Origin of the sequence: Leptolyngbya sp. AS-A5 (assembly GCF_039962495.1) — a bacterium.
Taxonomy (GTDB): domain Bacteria; phylum Cyanobacteriota; class Cyanobacteriia; order Leptolyngbyales; family Leptolyngbyaceae; genus Leptolyngbya.
In genome coordinates this window covers 97,419-116,243 of record NZ_JAMPLL010000009.1, presented here as the reverse complement: position 1 = coordinate 116,243, position 18,825 = coordinate 97,419, and the positions used below count along the sequence as shown (strand labels likewise).

At 48.1% G+C, this 18,825-nt stretch carries 16 protein-coding genes; 7 read left to right on the top strand and 9 right to left on the bottom strand.

Annotated features, from left to right (window positions below):
- Positions 1–280: 280 nt before the first annotated feature.
- Complete coding sequence (locus NC980_RS13115; RefSeq protein ID WP_190376990.1) at positions 281–2,479, top strand: hypothetical protein; 2,199 nt, start codon at positions 281–283, stop codon at positions 2,477–2,479.
- Here the strand turns inward: NC980_RS13115 and NC980_RS13110 are convergent.
- Together NC980_RS13110 and NC980_RS13105 are read right to left on the bottom strand one after the other, a co-directional pair.
- Positions 2,476–3,870 carry a DUF2079 domain-containing protein gene (locus NC980_RS13110; protein ID WP_206753825.1) on the bottom strand — a complete coding sequence of 465 codons (1,395 nt, stop codon included), beginning with the start codon at positions 3,868–3,870 and terminating at the stop codon, positions 2,476–2,478. The two genes, NC980_RS13115 and NC980_RS13110, sit on opposite strands and share 4 nt — an antisense overlap.
- A 124-nt stretch (positions 3,871–3,994) precedes the next feature.
- Complete coding sequence (locus NC980_RS13105; protein ID WP_190376988.1) at positions 3,995–4,681, bottom strand: zinc metallopeptidase; 687 nt, start codon at positions 4,679–4,681, stop codon at positions 3,995–3,997.
- A gap of 223 nt (positions 4,682–4,904) precedes the next feature.
- Here NC980_RS13105 and yqeK point away from each other — a divergent pair, with 223 nt between their 5' ends.
- The 3 genes from yqeK (at position 4,905) to NC980_RS13090 (ending at position 6,862) form a co-directional block, all read left to right on the top strand.
- A complete protein-coding gene (gene yqeK / locus NC980_RS13100) occupies positions 4,905–5,585 on the top strand; it encodes a bis(5'-nucleosyl)-tetraphosphatase (symmetrical) YqeK (protein ID WP_190376987.1) in 681 nt (226 codons plus the stop codon).
- A 44-nt stretch (positions 5,586–5,629) separates the two neighbouring features.
- Complete coding sequence (gene rsfS / locus NC980_RS13095; RefSeq protein WP_190376986.1) at positions 5,630–6,034, top strand: ribosome silencing factor; 405 nt, start codon at positions 5,630–5,632, stop codon at positions 6,032–6,034.
- 336 nt (positions 6,035–6,370) lie between these two features.
- Complete coding sequence (locus tag NC980_RS13090) at positions 6,371–6,862, top strand: CGLD27 family protein (protein WP_190376985.1); 492 nt, start codon at positions 6,371–6,373, stop codon at positions 6,860–6,862.
- A gap of 73 nt (positions 6,863–6,935) precedes the next feature.
- Here NC980_RS13090 and NC980_RS13085 read toward each other — a convergent pair whose 3' ends face one another.
- The 4 genes from NC980_RS13085 to NC980_RS13070 all read right to left on the bottom strand — a co-directional run bounded on the left by NC980_RS13085 (position 6,936) and on the right by NC980_RS13070 (position 13,064).
- The gene (locus tag NC980_RS13085; RefSeq protein ID WP_190376984.1) at positions 6,936–7,145 is read right to left on the bottom strand and encodes a chlorophyll a/b-binding protein; all 210 of its coding nucleotides are present in this window, start codon (positions 7,143–7,145) and stop codon (positions 6,936–6,938) included.
- 67 nt (positions 7,146–7,212) lie between these two features.
- Entirely contained in the window at positions 7,213–8,091 is an 879-nt protein-coding gene (locus NC980_RS13080) for an aldo/keto reductase (RefSeq protein ID WP_347272610.1), read from the bottom strand.
- A gap of 122 nt (positions 8,092–8,213) precedes the next feature.
- Complete coding sequence (locus NC980_RS13075; RefSeq protein WP_190376982.1) at positions 8,214–8,549, bottom strand: hypothetical protein; 336 nt, start codon at positions 8,547–8,549, stop codon at positions 8,214–8,216.
- A gap of 405 nt (positions 8,550–8,954) precedes the next feature.
- Complete coding sequence (locus NC980_RS13070) at positions 8,955–13,064, bottom strand: chemotaxis protein CheB (protein ID WP_190376981.1); 4,110 nt, start codon at positions 13,062–13,064, stop codon at positions 8,955–8,957.
- Between the two features lie 632 nt (positions 13,065–13,696).
- On the opposite strand from NC980_RS13070, the gene NC980_RS13065 reads away from it, so the two are divergent.
- Complete coding sequence (locus NC980_RS13065; RefSeq protein ID WP_190376980.1) at positions 13,697–14,923, top strand: FGGY-family carbohydrate kinase; 1,227 nt, start codon at positions 13,697–13,699, stop codon at positions 14,921–14,923.
- Between the two features lie 239 nt (positions 14,924–15,162).
- Positions 15,163–15,525, top strand: a complete 363-nt coding sequence (locus NC980_RS13060) for a DUF559 domain-containing protein (RefSeq protein ID WP_190376979.1) — start codon at positions 15,163–15,165, stop codon at positions 15,523–15,525.
- A 471-nt stretch (positions 15,526–15,996) separates the two neighbouring features.
- Here NC980_RS13060 and NC980_RS13055 read toward each other — a convergent pair whose 3' ends face one another.
- The 3 genes from NC980_RS13055 to NC980_RS13045 form a co-directional block, all read right to left on the bottom strand.
- The gene (locus tag NC980_RS13055; RefSeq protein WP_190376978.1) at positions 15,997–16,416 is read right to left on the bottom strand and encodes a hypothetical protein; all 420 of its coding nucleotides are present in this window, start codon (positions 16,414–16,416) and stop codon (positions 15,997–15,999) included.
- A 426-nt stretch (positions 16,417–16,842) separates the two neighbouring features.
- A complete protein-coding gene (locus tag NC980_RS13050; RefSeq protein WP_190376977.1) occupies positions 16,843–17,058 on the bottom strand; it encodes a hypothetical protein in 216 nt (71 codons plus the stop codon).
- On the bottom strand, positions 17,045–17,410 hold the full coding sequence (locus NC980_RS13045; protein ID WP_190376976.1) for a VOC family protein: 366 nt from the start codon (positions 17,408–17,410) through the stop codon (positions 17,045–17,047). Before NC980_RS13045 ends, NC980_RS13050 begins: the two co-directional genes overlap by 14 nt.
- 75 nt (positions 17,411–17,485) lie before the next feature.
- Here NC980_RS13045 and NC980_RS13040 point away from each other — a divergent pair, with 75 nt between their 5' ends.
- On the top strand, positions 17,486–18,568 hold the full coding sequence (locus NC980_RS13040) for a class I fructose-bisphosphate aldolase (RefSeq protein ID WP_190376975.1): 1,083 nt from the start codon (positions 17,486–17,488) through the stop codon (positions 18,566–18,568).
- The last annotated feature ends 257 nt before the right edge of the window (positions 18,569–18,825 follow it).

Here is an 18,825-nt window from a genome sequence, read left to right as displayed (position 1 = left end):
CGCGATCGCGATCTAGCTTTTTCATTGCCCAACTTTAAACTCCGTCGTCTTGTCCTAACTTCATGCCGGATATCTCGCCAAAGGTTCTCAGAGCCTTCCACAGAGCGCTGCTGCATTAAATGAAAATGTCTCCCTACTCCCTATTCCTACTCCTTTTAGCGTTCACGACTCAAACGGGATCGCTATAGGTCTACGGTTTATGTTTTTTGTTTGAAGTGCTTTCAGAAGCGAATAAGTTGCGTCACAATATGGAACGGGTTGGAGTCGAAGAGAACACTTGATGCAAATTGAAACGCGCTCTGACATGCAAAGAATTGAGACAGATCGAGGCATTCGGTTCTGTCAAAGTTTCACGATCGCTAACACAGCGCCAAATGCAAAATACGTAGCAATTCACTATTGGCTAGAAGTCACCGAACCTAGCTTCTTTTCCCTGCTGGAATGGCATTCCTTCTCACCGACATCGCCAACTGCCATCGCACCGGGAGAAATCAAAACTATCACGCTCAACTTTGATATTCCCGCTCATGCGGCTCCGGGCATTTATCACTACACGATCGCCTACAAATCTGAGCAACACATCAACAAAACAATTCGCCATCCGCTTCAGTTTGAAGTCCCGTCCATTCAGCCCCAGCAAGAAACGCTAAACGTGACGATCGATCCAGGGACGACGGCTGAAATGCCTTGTCTATTGCGCCCTGGTCGCTCCGTTACCTTCACGATCAACATCGAAAATCGTTCTGCATTCTCTGATTTGATCTATCTCAACTGTGCGGGACTGCCACCAGAGGCATTCACGATCGAGTATCTCAATCGCAATTCCCAATCCGTCGATGCGGCTGAATCCGTCGATGGCTTACGGCTCGAAGCTCGGCACTGTGGCGAAAACTGTGGCGAAATTCGCTTTACGGTTCACCCGCCCAAATCTACGCCTGCCGGAAACTATTCGCCGACCTTGCAACTGATCTCGATGAACGCTTCAGAACTGTTGACGCTCGATGCGCTTCATATTCAAGTGTTAGCCGAAGCGCATCTCGAAGCTGAACTCAGCCCCAAAGTGCGATCGGTGCCCCAAGAAGATGCCAGCTTTACGCTAACCATTCGTAATCGCGGCAACGTTGAACAGACGCTACGCCTTGATGCCAGAGATTCAGAAAAGCGCTTCCAGTTCACGATCGAGAACAGTACGGTCACAGTTCCACCAAATCAGGAAATGGCGATCGTCCTCAACGCCACACCCCGGCAGCAGTGGCAGCGCCCGTTATGGGGCAAGCCAATACGCTCATTGGTCAGCTTGTATCTGATTCCCACCGATCTCGTCTCAGCGACTCCGCCTTATCCGCCGCAAGCAAAACTCCTCTGGTTTCCGCAACCGAAATGGGTTTTAGCCGCTTTGCTGCTGCTTGGAGCCAGTACCGTTCTCAGTCTGTTGGGTTTGGTTTATCGATTCAACCGTCAACCGATCACAACGGCTGATGTGCTCACGTTTAGTCCGACCAAGCGAACCTATCTTGAAGGCGCAAGCAATGCGGTGCGCCTAAATTGGGTAGTGCGAAATCCTGAAACTCTGAACCGGCTGGTGCTGGTTCAGTTAGATGAAGGCGCAGAAATTCAAAGCAAAGCCTACAATTTTTCCACCTCAATTCCTCAAGAACTGCAAGCGAAGTCCGATCAGGACAATGGCTGCCGTCGTGTCCGCCCAGAGATACCCGCTCAGTCTGCACTTGTTCTTTGGGAACTCCCGCTTCCTGACCTGCCCTGGTTTTCCTCGCTTCAGCAGCCCGCAAACTATACGAAAATTGAATGTCAGGGGATTCCCTTTGTCTCGTCGCAATCCGGCACGTTTAAATATCGCCTGAAATTGTTCTCGAAATCGGACACCCGCGTTCCGATCGTTCAGCAAACCACTGAAACAGTCACCGTAAAATCAACCGGTTCCTCTCAGTCGTCTGAGCAATCTCCTTTATTTATTGAGCGATCGTCGGAAACCGATCGACGACCTCAAATTCTTTCGTTTACCCTCAACGGACAAGATGCCACAAGCCAACTGACACACACCTTTCCTGTTGCAAGTGGAGATGTTGCGAATGTGGAGGTTTCTTGGCAAGTTGCAGACGAAAATGGCTTAGAGGTGGAGCTTTTGCCGTTTTCGGGAGCGGTCAAGCCGCGAGGCTCAATCACCTATCCGATTATGCCGGGTAACTTAAAAACGATTACGCTCACGGCTCGAAATCGCAACGGGCAACAGGTTACACAGTCGGTGGATATTCAAGCTGTCGTTGCCGATGTTCCCCGTTCTCCTCGGCGGATGCCACGTCGATCGATTCCGCAGCCTTCACCGAGCACGATTTCTACGCCTTCACCTGAAGTGACTCCGACTCCTGAAGTGACTCCGACTCCTGAAGTGTCTCCCTCACCTCAACCGAGTGTATCGCCCGCGCCTACGCCTGAAGTGTCTCCCTCACCGAGTCCTTAACGGTGCAGCAATACAATTCCGTCTTGAGCAAAGACCTGCTTCAATCCATAGGTTTGCTGAAGCTGCTGAATTTCTGCTTCAGACATCGATCGCCGCACTGCCCAGACTCGTTTGGCGTTGATTAACACCGCATCATATGGCTCTAATTGCTGTCGTCCCAATTGCTCGATGACTTTTCGATGACTTAGGTGGGGAACCAAACGCGCATCTGCCAGTACCCGATCGTCTTCACGAATCAGGGCGATCGCGGCTCGGCTCGCTGCCCAAGTGTCCATCCGCCGAATGTAAAACGTGAAGTAGCCATACTTGCCGAGAATGAATAATCCCACGATCGACCACGCTAAAATCGCTCGGCGGCTCGGCAACCATTTCGGCGGATTGGCAACGGTTGCGATCGCAATTAGCATCAAAAACGGCAACAATGGCAGCGCATATTGATCGGTGAGGGTGCGCTGTCCGTCTTCCTGAGACAGCATATTCATCGCCAGTGTGGGAACGGCTGCAACTAAAGGAAGCCAATTGCGTGGATGACTCGCCCAGACGATCGGCGCAAAAATCAAAACGATGTACTCAAAGTTCCGAAAGGTGAACAGGGTCTTCAGAAAAAGCAGCGGATTGAAGATGAGATTTTTGGCGATTTCGCTGTAAGAACTTCCCAAATGGGCATAACGGAATAGAAACCGATCGATAGAAACGCCGCCCTCAGCGCTCGGTATGATCACCTGAGTTGCAATCACAAACCAACTAATCCCGGCAAGAAGCGCGATCGCACCATAAACCCGCCGATCTTCACACAACCAGAGCCAAATTCCCATCGCTGCCACACTCAATCCGAGTGCATCCCGGCAACTCAGAATAATCGCCACACAAATACAGAATTGCCACAATCGCTGAGCGCGGGCAAACCATACTGCACCTAAGAATGCGGGAACGGCGATCGTTTCAGGATGAAAATCGGCAATATTCGCATTAAACGTTAAGGGATACAGCAAATACACCCCCATCAGCAGCGTTGCCCATTTCGGTGTGATCTTTGCCTGAAGTGCCAGTTCTCGCACAATCCAACCGCCAATCACAAGCGCGATCGTTTGAATGAACAATAACCAGTACACACTGGGGTAAATCTTGTAGAGCAGGGCGATCGGGTAAAAAATTACGGCAGCATGATCGCCCAGAATATGAAATCTTAACAGCGTCGAAAACGGTGTTTGACCCTGGCTAATCAGATAAACTGCCTGATCAAAAATTCCGAGATCCCAAGCTTCAGACTGCATCATAAAATGCCGCATTCCGCTGAATCCAAACCCGATGATGCATGCGATCGCCAAAATTCGCCAAGGTATGCTTGCGGCTGGATCGTTTTTCGCTTCAATGGGGTTGGATTTGAACATGGTGGAATCTACGACCATACGATCGCGAAGTTCTGGAATTCGCAACAGTATCCCATCAAATCTGCATGAAAAAACCGATCGAGCCGACTCGATCGGTTTGCTAAATTTGACTCAAATTAATCGACTAATCGCGCTGACCCATTGCGATCAGAATGTATTGCACCAATTGAAGCACCGCATACAGCGCGGTCGCTACGTAGGTAAACGCTGCTGCATTCAAGACTTTCCGCGCTCCCTGATTTTCCTCACCCTGCAAAATGCCCAACTCATCGATCAGCCGCAATGCCCGATTCGACGCATCAAACTCAACCGGCAAAGTCACAATGTGGAAAATAATCACTGCGGCAAACAGCGCAATTCCAAGCGGGATAAATACCTTACCCAGTGCGCCGATAAACAGACCCGCCATGATTAAGATCGGGCCAAAATTCGCACCCAAGTTCACCGCTGGAACCAGCGCCGCCCGCATATTCATGGGTTTATAACCCTTCACATCTTGCAGAACGTGCCCACATTCATGAGCGGCAACGGCTGCGGCAGCCAGCGAAGTCGAATTGTAAACCACTTCAGAGAGCCGGACTGCTTTCGCGCTTGGATCATAATGATCAGTCAGTTCGCCCGCAACGGGTTCAACCGTCACGTTGTAGATGCCCATACGATCGAGAATCATCTTTGCTACCTGCGCTCCAGTCATTCCCCCACGCGAGGGAATCTCTGAGTATTTGCGATAGGTGTTTTGAACGCGCTGCTGTGCCCAAAATACCAGAATCATGCCGGGAATCAGCAGGAGATATGACCAGTGAAAAAACATCGCCCTTTTACCTTTGCTTAAGTTCTGTACAAGACTTAATTGACTGCTTTTATCCCGTATGCTATCACCTGAAATTCCAAGTGTCTGCCGCAAAAACCGAACTTACGACCGGAGCTGTCGAGAATAGAGAGTTACGTTAAAATGAGGACAGAACTGAGAGGATGCAAGCGCTAAATGTCGAGGATTACTTGCTGTGTGTCGCTGACTGGAGTTAGCCACATATATGCGTGAATTGCCCAAAGCACTACAGACTGAAGGGACTTCGCCGCAGGTGAATCAATCGATCGCGCTCTCAGGTTTACTGCCTCCACCGGATCGAACTCGCGCTAGAGTCTTATCCTGGCTAAAAGGAAACGTGCCTGAAACTCGAATTCGACACATTCTGCGGGTGGAGCAGTTTGCGATCGAGCTTGCCGAGTTGCATGGTCTCAATGTCGAAAAAGCGGCTCAAGCGGCATTGATGCACGATCTCGCTAAGTTCTTTAAGCCCAAGCGATTGTTAAATATGGCGATCGCCGAAGGTTTAGCGCTTGATCCGATCGACGAGTCGAATCCACATCTTCTCCATGCCGATGTGGGGGCGATCGTAGCGCGGGATGAGTTTGGAGTGCAGGATCAATCAGTATTGGATGCCATTCGTCATCACACGTTGGGCAGTCCGAACATGAGCTTACTCAGTTGTGTGGTGTATCTGGCAGACGGGCTAGAGCCGGGACGCGGAGACACCCCAGAGCTAGAAGAATTGCGTGATTTGAGCCGGCGAGATTTGATTCAGGCAACTTGGCGATCGGCGGATGCCTCGCTCAAGCACCTGATTCAAGCGGGTCATTTGATCCATCCGCGTACCGTTCAGACGCGCAATGCGTTCTTGCAGCAGTATAAAACTGGGGCACGATCGCGCTGAATCACAGTTTACTAAACCACTTCGTAAAAGGAATTCAAACCTGAATGACAGAACTTTCTAACCAACAAACCCTTTCCACACCGATTGCAAATCTCGACGATCGCAGCGCTACACTGGCACGTTTGGCGGCAGAGGCTGCCGATGAGCGGAAAGGGAGTGAGATTGTGCTGCTGAAGGTGGGCGATGTGACGGTTCTGGCAGATTATTTTGTCATGGTGACGGGCTATTCAAAAGTGCAAGTACGGGCGATTGCTCGATCAATTGAAGAGAAAGTCGAGGAAACGATGAACCGGAGACCGATTCGCTCCGAGGGCTTTGCGGAGGGCAGTTGGATTGTGGAAGATTACGGCGATGTGATTGTACACATCATGATGCCGCAAGAGCGCGAATATTACGGCTTAGAGTCGTTTTGGGGTCACGCGGCACGAGTGCCTTTTGTTGAGTTCTAGAGTTGTAAATTGAATCGATCGGGAGGTCACAGCTTGACCTCCCGATTTTTTTGACTGCGATTCTATTAAATTTCGAGCTTGCTGAAATGACGTGAACTTCGGTGATAGATTGTACTGTGCAAGAAATCGCATCGCACTTCTAGAGGATGATTTTGATCTAGAGAGCAACTCAAAAGAGCAGATTTTAGCCGATTTGAAAGAGTCCCTTCGCAAAGCGGAATCAGAACAAACGCTGCCGCTCTCAAAACTTTAGGGTGGCATTGTTTTACGTCTCCTTTCATCCTCTAGCTAAGTCTTTTATACTAAACGATATGTTTTCCTTTCCTCGGCTTGATCATGAACTCAGTTAGTTGTCCCGTTCCTGAAGAACAGCGACCAATCAACGAATATCAAGACCTGAAGGAATCTTGGTTTTTTCGGTGGGCAACGCTCGATCGCATTGGCTACCTGAAGCCGATTGCGGTTCTTTGGGCGATCACCTGGCTCATTTCTGCTCCCGTTGCTGCCGTCAGTTTTCCACCTGCGAAACATTTGCCGCAATTTCTCCTATTTGCATCGGCTGGGGCGCTGGTGATTCCGGGTCTAGCTTTGCTGCGGCTTTATTTGGGATGGGCGTATGTGCAGCGACGATTGCTCAATCCAGCCGTGTTTTATGAAGAGTCGGGCTGGTATGATGGGCAAATGTGGGAAAAGCCGCCGGAAGTATTGGCGCAAGATCGGTTGGTGGTGAGTTACCAAGTTCAGCCAATTTTAGAGCGGTTAAAGAAGACGTTTGGGGCGATCGCAGTTGGAATTACGATCGGGGTTGCAGTTTGGTTCTTTTTGTAAAACAGAACTTATAAAACAGAAAAGGGTGACGCATTCTAGTAGCGTCACCCTTTTTTATAAAATATTGCGAATTTTATAGGCTGGTTAAAAATCCGATGATGCCATGTCCGGTAAAGGCTTCTAAAAGCAGGAGCGAAACGAAGCCGATCATTGCAAGCCGACCGTTCAAGCGTTCTGCGTTGGTGTTGAAACCGAACTGAGGCTGGTCAGTGACATACATCTGGGGTTCGATCGCAAAATTATTTAACTTGCCTTGGTCGTCAACAATTGAACCGCTTCTCATTTTGTTTTTTCCTTGATTTCTTTACAAAGCTTAACAGGCATTGTTGAGTTTTGTAAAGAAACTGAGATTAAACGGTTGCAATCGCATCTTCGACGATCGCGATTTCTGGTGGTTCGAGTCGGACTTGCGCGGCTTTGATCGAGTCTGCGATCGTTTCTGGGCGGCTGGCTCCGGGAATTGGAACAATGCAGGGAGATTTCGAGAGCATCCACGCCAGAAGCAGGCTGTAAATTGATAAGCCTTTTTCAGCCGCGAGATCGGTCATTCCCGTGAACTGCTGTAATTGCTTGACGCGACTTATGCCACCGAGTGGACTCCAGGGTAAGAAAGTGATGCCTTCGGCTTCACAGTATTCGAGTACGCCATCATATTCAGGGTTGCGATGCCAGGGATTGTATTGGTTTTGCACTGAAACAATTTCGACTACATCGCGAGCTTGTTTGAGCTGATCAATGCTGAAGTTTGATACGCCGACATAACGAACGATTCCCGCATTTCGGGCTTCTTTAGCGGGAGTGAGTGCATCTTTGATCGAGTAGTTGGGATCAGGGGAGTGATATTGCCAAATGTCGATCGGCTTATCTCCGCCCAATGCTTCAAAACTTTCGCGAATCGTTTTACGCAGATGATCCGGGTTGCCGTTCTGTGTCCAGGCTCCATTCGGGCGCATTAATCCGCCTTTGGTGGCAATCATGACTTGGCTTTTATCACCCGTGTATTGTTGCAGGGCTTTGTAAATCAGTTTCTCATTGTGATGCTTGTCGGATTCGTCGCGACAGTAAGCATCGGCGGTATCGATTAAAGTAACACCAAGTTCTAAAGCTTTATGAATGGTGGCGATCGATTGGTCTTCCGGTGGACGATCGCGGATTGACATCGGCATTCCGCCAAGCCCGATCGGGAAGACCATTTCTCGCGTGATTCCGAGTTCTCTTAAATGGGACATTGACATTACTTTGTCCTGAGTTTCCATAGCAACACCTCTAAACTGTTTTTCAGTAAAACGGTATTCGCTCTGTTCCTACGTCCTGCCCAAGAAAGAGTTCAGAGATAATTAAGTTTATCGAGTTAAAGTAACAATTCAAGCTCAGTTTTGAGTGAGTCAATGTCGGCAACACGGCTGACAAGAAGGCTTTCTTTGCCTGCATCTTGGAGTCGATCTTTCCAGTGGTGAATCAAATCAGAATTTTGCATCCAAAAGTTCACAACGGTTCCGACAACTTGGTCTAGATGCCAGTTGTGCTGCGGGCTGACGGTTTCGACTGAGTGAATTAAAGCATCAAGTGTACATTCAAAAGTTGAGAGATATTCAACTCCTGTAGATAGATTTTTTTGAGTAATAGTTTGTTGTTGATTGAAGAAAGACAAAACTGGAGAGACTCCAACAATATCAAAGGTATACATTAATACCGTTTCTCCTCAGAACTTCGTTAATTTTTGAACGTTATTTTAAAGAGAAACAATTTGATTTGAATAGATTTGTTGAACAAATTTAACGTAAGTTCGACAGAAGTTTGTGGCTGCGTTTGGAGCGGTGGAAAGCCCCCTAAATCCCCCATTCTGGGGACTTTGCAGGTTGGAGAACTCTCTAAGATGTGGAAAATTACGCTAATTCTTCACTTGTGGGGGATTTAGGGGGCTTACAAGATCTGTAGCATTAACAAACTGATTGGGTATTAGGAGGCACGATCGAACACCAATGACGCAGAAGATTCATCGCACTTACGTCAACTTAATTCATACTTGGGAGGTTTGTTATAGTTCCATTCATCCTTTGAACTTACCGTTTGAACTAAGCCTAATAAGTTTCTAATTCGGTCTAGCTAAAGTTGCGATCGCCACCGCTAATTGAATCGGCTCAACGGGTTTGGGAATGTGCATCTGAAATCCCGCCTCGATCGCTCGTTGTCGCTCATTCTCACTGGCATAAGCGGTGAGGGCAACCACAGGAATTTGCCTACCTGCATCTAGCGATCGAATCTCTCGAATCAGCCAATACCCATCGTATTCGGGCATTCCAATGTCGCAAATCATCACATCATAGCGATCAGCATTAGCCCGCAAAGCAGATAAGGCTTCTCTAGCAGAATAAACGTTTTGCACTTTAGCCCCATACATCTCTAGCGCCAGTTTGCAGAGATCGCCGGTATCTCGTTCATCGTCAACGGTTAAGATGCACAATCCATCTAAAACAGGCTCAACTGTATTGTTCGTAGAAGTTGACCAAGACGGCGTGAGCCTAGAGGGTGCTATTTCCGAGGACACATTTTGCAATGGAAGCCGAACCGTGAAGATTGCGCCTTGTCCCTCACCCGGACTTTCCGCCTGCACGGTGCCTCCATGAAGTTCGACCAAATGCCGGACGATCGATAATCCCAATCCCAGCCCTGCTTCTGCTTTGGTCGTGCTGGAATCGCCTTGACGGAATCGATCGAAAATGTACGGCAGTAAGTCTGCTCGAATTCCGCGTCCGGTGTCGCTGACTTGAATTTGCGCCTCGGTTTCAGTCGAGGTCAGCGTCACTTTAACCTGTCCCCCTGCCCTTGTGAATTTGATCGCATTCGAGAGCAAGTTCCATATCACTTGCTGTAAACGATCGACATCGCCAAGCACGATCGCAGGTTCTAAGTCTGAGACAATTTGAATGTTTTTGGCTGCAGCTGAAAGTTGAACCGACTCGATCGCTGCTTCAACCCCTAACCTCACATCAATCCAACGGCGGCTGAGATTGATTTTACCGCTCGTGATGCGTGAGATATCGAGTAAATCTTCAATCAGTTGAGATTGCATTCTGGCGCTGCGATCGATTGCTGCTGAAGCACGATCGATCACAGTTTCGCTATGCGTGTGATTGCGAAGCATTGTTGCCCAACCGAGCATCGTGTTGAGCGGGTTCCGCAGTTCGTGCGAGAGATTGGAAAGAAAGTCATCTTTCATGCGGTTGTCGGCTTCTGCCTGCTGGCGGGCGAAGCGTTCGCGCTCAAGCTGTTCACGCTCGGTCACATCTTCGATCGACAGCAAAATCATGTCTGCACCTCCGTCTCGTTGCAGCTTACACGCATTCAGCAGCATGATTTTTTGCCCGATTCGCTCAAAAGTACGACTCACCTCAAAATTGTGAATCGGACGATCTTGAGTCAGCACTGCTTCGAGCATCGATCTCAGTTCGGCAAAATCCCACTGTCCGTTAGTGAACTCGGAGAAAGAAGCAGGGACAGTTTCTGAAGGAGAAACCTGAAACGTTTCATAGAACGATCGATTCACTTTGCTGACTCGCAGATCGGCATCGAGTATCACAAGCGGAATCTGCACGGTTTCAATAATCAATTCTGCATAGCTCCGTTCGGCTTCTAAGATTTCTGCGTGGCGTTTGAGCGCATCAATATCGAGGAAAACCATCGTGACGCCGTCAATCTGGTTTTCGGTGGTGCGATATGGACGAATGCGGAGCATATACCAGTAGCCGGACTCTGTTTGAATCTCTTGTTCTTTGGTGTTGAGCGTGTCTAACACCTCTAAAGCCATCGCTTCTAAGCTCGACACATCAAAATCGGTGCGGAAATCGTTAAACGGTCGTCCGGCATCGGCGGCGATGAAATTAAACAAACGCTGTGCGGCGGGGGTAAAGCGGCGAATTCTTAAATCGTTCGTCAGCATCAGAATGGGAACGTTGATGCTGTCGATGAAGTTGTTGAGGTCGCTATTGTCCCGGTTTTGTCTGAAATTGCGGCTGCGGAGTTCATCATTTGTCGTCGAGAGTTCTTCATTCGTCGCTTGAATCTCTTCTTTTGCTGTTTGCAGTTCTTCGTTGGTGCTTTGCAGTTCTTCGTTGCTTGATAGAATTTCTTCGTTTGCCACTCTGAGGCTTTGGTTGAGATAGTTCTGTTCTTGAATCACTGCTTGAAGTTGGGCTTGAACCGTAAGTTCGCGCTGAGTGGCAACGGCGAGGGCTTGCCGGAGTCGCACGATTTCCCGCTCTAGTTCTTCTGGCTCTCGTCGCTCGCTCGGGATTGAAGTTAGGGGAGTAACCGGAGACGAAATCTCTTCAAAAATCACCAAAAAATAGAGCGTATTCGCGATCGCAGGCTGAAAGGGAATCACTTCTAGATTCAGCAGCGTCGGTTGGTCGGATTCGGTTTGAAGGTGTTCTTGTCGAATCGAAATATTTTGAGTTTGCGCCTGATAAATGGCGGTGCGAAGCGTGATCGACAATCCTTCTCGCGCCATTTGCAGCAAATTTAACTCGGTGCTGCCCGGAGTCAATTGCAGATAAGGATTAGTGTCGCCGCGCATCGACAGGATCTGCATTTGCTCATCGACCACGACCGACACAGGCGCATATCGATTTGCAATCAGCTGATCAACTTCTCGTGCTAGATCAGAAGACTTGGCGATCGTTTCAGTGATGCGCTGCTGACGATTGACGTTGGAAAGCGGAAACGGAGGAGTCGTAAACGAAAACAGAGAACGGCTTAAGCTTAGTTTTCGCGCATAAATCTTGGCGGCTTCATCGATCGGGGTGAATAAGTCTGAGGCAGTTTTAACGCTTTCGGAGGTGCCAAGAAAAAGAAAGCCCGTGAGGTTGAGACTGTAGTGGAACAAAGACATGATCCGTTCCTGCAACGGTTCGGATAGATAAATCAGCACGTTGCGACAGCTAATCAAATCAAGATTCGAGAAGGGCGGGTCGCCGCCTAAGTTATGACGAGCAAAAACGCAGAGTTCGCGAATCGCGCTGCTAATTTGATAACCGCCGCTGGCTAGAGGCACAAAGAAGCGCATGCGGCGTTCTGGTGAAACACCTTCCATTTGGTTGTCTAAATAGATGCCTGTTCTAGCTTTGTTGAGCGCAGATTCACTGATATCAGTGGAAAAAATCTGAATCGGCGGAAGGGTGGCTTGATCGTTGAAATACTCTAAAAGGCAAATGGCGATCGAATAAACTTCTTCTCCGGTTGAACAGCCCGCGATCCAAAGCCGGATCGGAGTTTCTGCGGTTTTGTTTTGGCTAATCGTCGGAAAAACCTGCGTTTTTAATTGCTCAAAGATCTCCGGATCGCGAAAGAAGTGGGTGACATGAATCAGGATTTCTTCATACAACGCCTGCACTTCATTCGGATGATCTTGTAGGTATTGGGCATAGTCTTCCAGGGTTTCAAACTTATAGAGCAGCATCCGTCGCTGAATGCGGCGATTAAGCGTGGTGGGTTTATAAGCGGTAAAGTCAACGCCAGTCGTGGTTCGCAGCAGCGCAAAAATCCGGGTCAAGGCATCGCCGGGTTCGGTCACTTGCTTAACGAATTGCAGTGGCTTTGAGTTAAACAAGCTGGGTTTACGGCTAAAAGTTGCGAGTTGTTCGGCGATCGCTTGGGGCGGCAGCACAAAATCGACGTTTCCAGTTGCGACAGCGGTATTGGGCATCCCGTCAAATTTTGCTGTCCCTTCACACTGAGCAAACGTTAACCCTCCTGCGAGTTTGATGGCTCCTAATCCGTGTGAACCATCTCCGTCGATTCCTGATAAGACAACGGCGATCGCTTTGCTGTCTCGATCAGCGGCGAGTGACTCGAAGAACAGGTCTGCGGGATGATATTTACCTTCAGTTTTCTGGCGTGGAGATAGGTGTAGCCGTCCGTGGGCGATCGTCATCTGAGTGCCGGGCGGAATTACATACACTTGGTTGGGTTCTACCGGCATTCCCTCTTCCGCCTGATGTACGGGCATTGGAGTGATTCTGCCGATAATTTCAGGCAGCAAGCTTTCGTAGTTGGGTGATAAATGCTGAATCAGCACAAATGCCATGCCCGTATCGGCGGGTAGGTGACTGATGAGTTCTGTGAACGCCTCTAACCCCCCTGCCGAAGCAGCAATTCCGATGACAGGAAAGGAAGCATCGGTCTTGGGGGGCGCTGGGTTCACAAGTTGGCCTAAAGCTGATGTATTTAAATTTTCTCCGGGGGGGGAGAAGACATAATGGAAAAATATAAGGCTGTCACACTACATAATATATAAAACAATAGTTCTGTGGAGCAATTACTATTTGGCAGATTTCACCTAGTAATCTATCTCCTAAGGCGTAGATTATGACGATCATATTTTGCCGGTTCGGAGTCTATTACTCAATTTAAGATTTCCTATGCTCAACTTAATGAATTTGTGAATAGATAAACTCTGGCTGCCCTCACCCTAGCCCTCTCCTGTGGGAGTTGTGTACATACAAGTTTTAGTCGCTGCGTTTGGGGGAGGGCTTCGGCCCCCTAAATCCCCCACGAGTGGGGGATTTAGGGGCGAGGGGAAGGGTTAGGGCAAGCATTCTGCCACGCTTTGCAACGAGGGCAATTCGAGAGCCTACAATTCTCGAAGTTATACCAAATTGATTTTTGAGTACTACAGATCTTGGAAGCCCCCTAAGTCCCCCACGAGTGGGGGACTTCAAGCCAAATCTGTTTCGGATTCTCAAAGTCCTCCAGTATGGGAGATTTAGGGGGCGAAGGATCTGTCGCATTAACAAATTGATTCGGTATTATTTAATTCATGATGCTTAGTGCTAAATGAACTTATTTTTGGGTATTGATTTTGGGACTTCTGGAGCAAGAGCGATCGCAATCAATCCAACAGGCGCGATCGCGGCACAAACCAGCGTGACTGCTTCTTCAGATTGGACTCAAATGTTGTGGCAATTGCTCTACGCATTACCGGTCGAGGTGCGATCGCGCTTAAGTCGGATTGCGATCAATGGCACATCTTCAACGGTGTTATTGTGCGATCGTGCGGGTGTTGCGATCGCTGCGCCATTACTGTACAACGATGCTCGTGGTGCAAGTGTGTTAGAGCAGATTAAAGCAATTGCGCCTGCTCAACATACGGTAATGAGCGCAACTTCTAGTCTTGCAAAGTTGCTTTGGTGGAAAGCAAACGAGAAAGGTTTTTCTAATGCACGATACTTTTTACATCAAGCAGATTGGTTAGCGTTTCAACTTCACGGACAGCTTGGAATCAGTGACTATCACAATGCTTTGAAGCTCGGTTACGATGTGGAACGATTGAAGTATCCCGATTGGTTGCCGTTGCGGGAATTGTTGCCGATCGTCGTTGAACCTGGAAGCGCGATCGCACCGATTCAAGCAGCGATCGCCCAAAGATTCAACATTCCATCCACTTGTCAAATCTGCGCGGGAACGACGGATAGCATTGCGGCGTTTATTGCTAGTCAAGCGAATGAGTGTGGAGATGCAGTCACTTCACTCGGATCAACATTGGTACTAAAGCTATTGAGTGATGTTCGGGTCGATCGTGCTGACTTTGGAATTTATAGTCATCGATTTGGTGATCGATGGTTGGTGGGCGGGGCTTCTAATACGGGTGGAGCCGTGTTGCAGCACTTTTTTACGTCAAATGAACTGAGGGAATTGAGCGATCGTATTCCCGCTCAAGAAAGTCCGCTTGATTATTATCCGTTGTTGCAAGTGGGCGATCGTTTTCCGATTAATGATCCGACGCTTGCACCTCGACTCGAACCAAGACCCGATGATCCGGTGGAATTTCTACATGGAATGCTGGAAAGTATGGCAAGAATTGAAGCGCAAGGATATCGCCTGCTCGAATCATTAGGAGCGACACCATTGAAGCGAGTTTTGACCGCAGGCGGAGGGGCAAAGAATATGGCTTGGACAGCAATGCGCCAAAGACAGCTTGGGGTTTTGGTGATGCAGGCGGATCAAACTGAAGCGGCTTATGGTACAGCGCTATTGGCAATGCGGGGAGGATTGGAGAATTGAGTGTTTCTCTGTGGAATGAATCTAATGTGACGTGAGTTCGATGGATTTCTTCGCTTCGTTTCGGGCGGTTTCTGCCCGCTAAATCCCCCATGAATGGCTACCACACATTTCTTTCTCGCTTCGTTTTAGGCGGCTTCAGCCCCCTAAATCCCCCATGAATGGGGGACTTTGAGATTTGAGAAAGGAGAACAATTTGGATTACAGGGGCACTCTTAGGGAGTTCATGAGTGATTGAATTGATGGATTCTCGGCGTATTCGTGGAACAACTCCAAATATTATCGCTGCGGCTCGTCAGCTTCGACAGAATCTTACGCCTGCTGAAAAGATATTGTGGCAAGCACTCAACAAGCGCCAACTCAATGGATTAAAGTTTCGCGGTCAGCATCCAGTCGAATCTTTTATTGTCGATTTTTATTGTCCGCAGCATCGGTTAGTGATTGAACTGGATGGTGCAATTCACGATCGACAAGTGGATTATGATGCTGCCCGCACAGAGAAGCTAAGTCAGCTTGGATATCGAGTGATTCGATTTCGGAATCAAGAAGTAATGTCCAATTTAAGTCGAGTCCTGCAAAAGATTATCACCGAAATTGAGAGTTAGTTTCACTTTCAAAGTCCCCCAGAATGGGGGATTTAGGGGGCAGAAACCGCCTAAAACGAGGCCGAAAGACTGAGAAAATTCATGCTGAAACAACGTGAGTTTGACAGAAATGATTCGCTACGTTTAGGTCTGCGCGTTGCCCCCTAAATCCCCCATGAATGGGGGACTTTGAGATGAGAGGGTTTCGATGGTCAAAGGGAGCTTTTGGTTTCGTTGATTCGTCGTCGATCGACAAGTCATACCAAATTGATTTGTGGATGCAACAGATTCTCGCCCCCTAAATCCCCCATTCTGGGGGACTTTGAGTATGATCTGTCGCGTTCTATGTTTAATTCGGTATCACGATCGCAGTTCCAATCCATCAACAAATCGTTTCCGAGAATGCCCGACGTGCTTTGCTCTTCTCAAAATCAAATAAAAACGGGCATAGGATTACCCTATGCCCTCAAAGTATGAAGATCTTTGATGTGTTTAATTGACTGCAAGCGATTTGTCTTGACTTGACTGCGAGCCATTCATCTCAGCAATGCGTGTCGGTAAGGCTTCGGTTGCAGGTTGAGATGCAGCTTTCGATCGCTTCCGAGTTGAGCCACCTGCTTTCGCATATTCGACACTCGATTTGCCGTATTTCGTCGCAACTCCGCTCAACATTCGTTCAGACATTTGAGACAAAGCTTTCTCAGCTTGTTCCAAATTTGCCCGCGCTTCATCGACTTTGGATAATAGCGTGTTATACGCTTCCAGCGAGGTGCGCGTTTGTTCGAGTAATCCGTTGTAGTTTGTGACCGTTAATCCGTAACCAAGATCTAGAGTGTGGTCGATCGATTTGAGTAAAGCCAATCGTCGCTGTGCTTTATCGATCGCAGCAGAACCGCGAGTTTTCAATGCCATGAGAGATACTACCTGAATGATTTAAGTTTTTTCTAAATTAATCCCGCTTCCTTCTTGATGAGATTCGTATTTCTATTGATTTATTACAGTCCGAATTTAAAGTTTTTGTGTTCTTTCAGTAGGTTTATTTCCACCATTGCAGCAATCTCGGAAGTCTACACTCAAATCAATAACTGCACATCGTACAATGCGAATTTGATAGGAAGCGAAAGGCTTTGTTGCGCGTGAAACGCGATCGCTACGGTGCTGAATTCGGATCGCCCCCTAAATCCCCCACGAGTGGGGGACTTAGAGAAAAGAAATTCTCTCACTTTCAAAGTCCCCCACTCGTGGGGGATTTAGGGGGCACAAGCCACCAATAACGAAGCGGAAATTTCATCAAACTGACGTTAACAAAATTCAAAATGAACGTTCAAAACCTGAATTTCAATCTTCCAGAACAACAAACGGACATCCAAAAATTAAAAATAGATATCCTGAAATTAAAAATAGATATCCTGAAATTAAAAATAGATATCCTGAAATTAAAAATAGATGTCCCAAAACAATAAACGGGCATCCCGAAGCAATAAACAGACATCCAACAACTGAAACTACACCGCTCGATCGAGCAAACGCCGATAGTTTTTCAACATGGCTCATACAAAATGATGCGATTACCGTCTGGATCGTAAGCATACGCCTCACGCCCATGAGAAACCGATCGAACCTCACCCACAAACGCGTCCACTTGATCGAGATGAGCGATCGTACTTTCCAAGTTCTCAATCTGCACACACAGACTCACCGCTGGAAATAACGTGATCGGCGCTTTCTCTGGAGATTCTTCCGTAGTTGGGCGATAAATTCCCAGTCGAATCCCAAATGCCTCAAACTCGGCATACTTCGCAGGCGTAAGCAGTGACGGTTCTTGCTGGAACAAATGGCGATAAAACTGCACCGATCGATCAAACTCCACCGCCGCGATCGTCACCCAGGCTTTCTGAATTCGCATAAAATACCCTTACAGACATAAGCCATTTTGAGCCAAAACGTTAGATTGAATGAGAACAGTATTGAGGAAACTGCGATGACCGCTACACTCTCTGCGCCTCAGTCAGTCACATCTTGGCTAGGGGATGAAGGCGAAGACTTACTCACTCACAAAGCGAAAGTTTCTAAAGACTTACTGCATTTACCCGGAGCGGATTTTCTCGATCGCATCTTTGTACAAAGCGATCGTTCTCCCCAAGTTTTGCGGAGTTTGCAGCAGCTTTATTCATTCGGGCGGTTAGGCAATACTGGATATATTTCAATTTTGCCTGTAGATCAAGGGATTGAACATTCCGCAGGCGCTTCGTTTGCTCCGAATCCGATCTATTTTGATAGTGAAAATATTATTAAATTAGCGATCGAAGCGGGTTGTAATGGCGTTGCGACTACATTAGGCGTATTAGGCAGCGTTTCGCGCAAATACGCTCACAAAATTCCGTTTATCGTCAAGCTCAACCACAATGAACTCCTCACCTGCCCTAATCAATACGATCAGGTGATGTTTGCCTCGGTGGAGCAAGCTTGGAACCTTGGAGCCGTTGCGGTTGGTGCAACGATCTACTTTGGATCAGACAATTCGACCCGTCAGATTCAGGAAGTGAGTCAAGCTTTCGCTCTCGCACATGAATACGGCATGGCAACGATTCTTTGGTGCTATCTGCGAAACAATGCCTTTAAGCAAGACAAAGACTATCATCTCGCGGCAGATTTGACCGGACAGGCTAATCATATTGGCGTAACGATCGAAGCCGATATCATCAAGCAAAAGCTGCCGGAAATCAATAACGGCTATGCTGCAGTCGCCAAAGCCACCGGGCAAAGCTATGGCAAAACCGATCCGAAAGTGTACAGCGAACTGACCACGGATCATCCGATCGATCTAACGCGCTATCAGGTTCTCAATTGCTATGCGGGACGTGCAGGGTTAATCAATTCGGGTGGTGCTTCGGGTAAAAATGACTTTGCTGAAGCGATTCGGACAGCCGTGATTAATAAACGGGCGGGTGGAACCGGGCTAATCTCAGGGCGCAAGACGTTCCAGCGACCCTTTGAGGAAGGCGTGAAGCTGTTTCATGCGATTCAGGACGTTTATTTATCGTCGGAAATTACGATCGCATAAACTCAACTGATTCTGAACGCAGGAGAGAGGCTTGAGTTTGACAAGTCTCTCTCCTGCGTTCAGAGCTAAAACCAATCTAGAATCAGTTTCTCAAGCGTCGCGCTAGGAGGGCGAATTATTTTGATTTGCGATCGCGCTTAAAGGTCCTCGCGAGCTGCACAACATTAATGTCAGTTCGATGAGATTTTTGCTTCGATTTGAGCGCTCTGCCCCCTAAATCCCCCACTTGTGGGGGACTCAGAGAAAGAATGGCAATT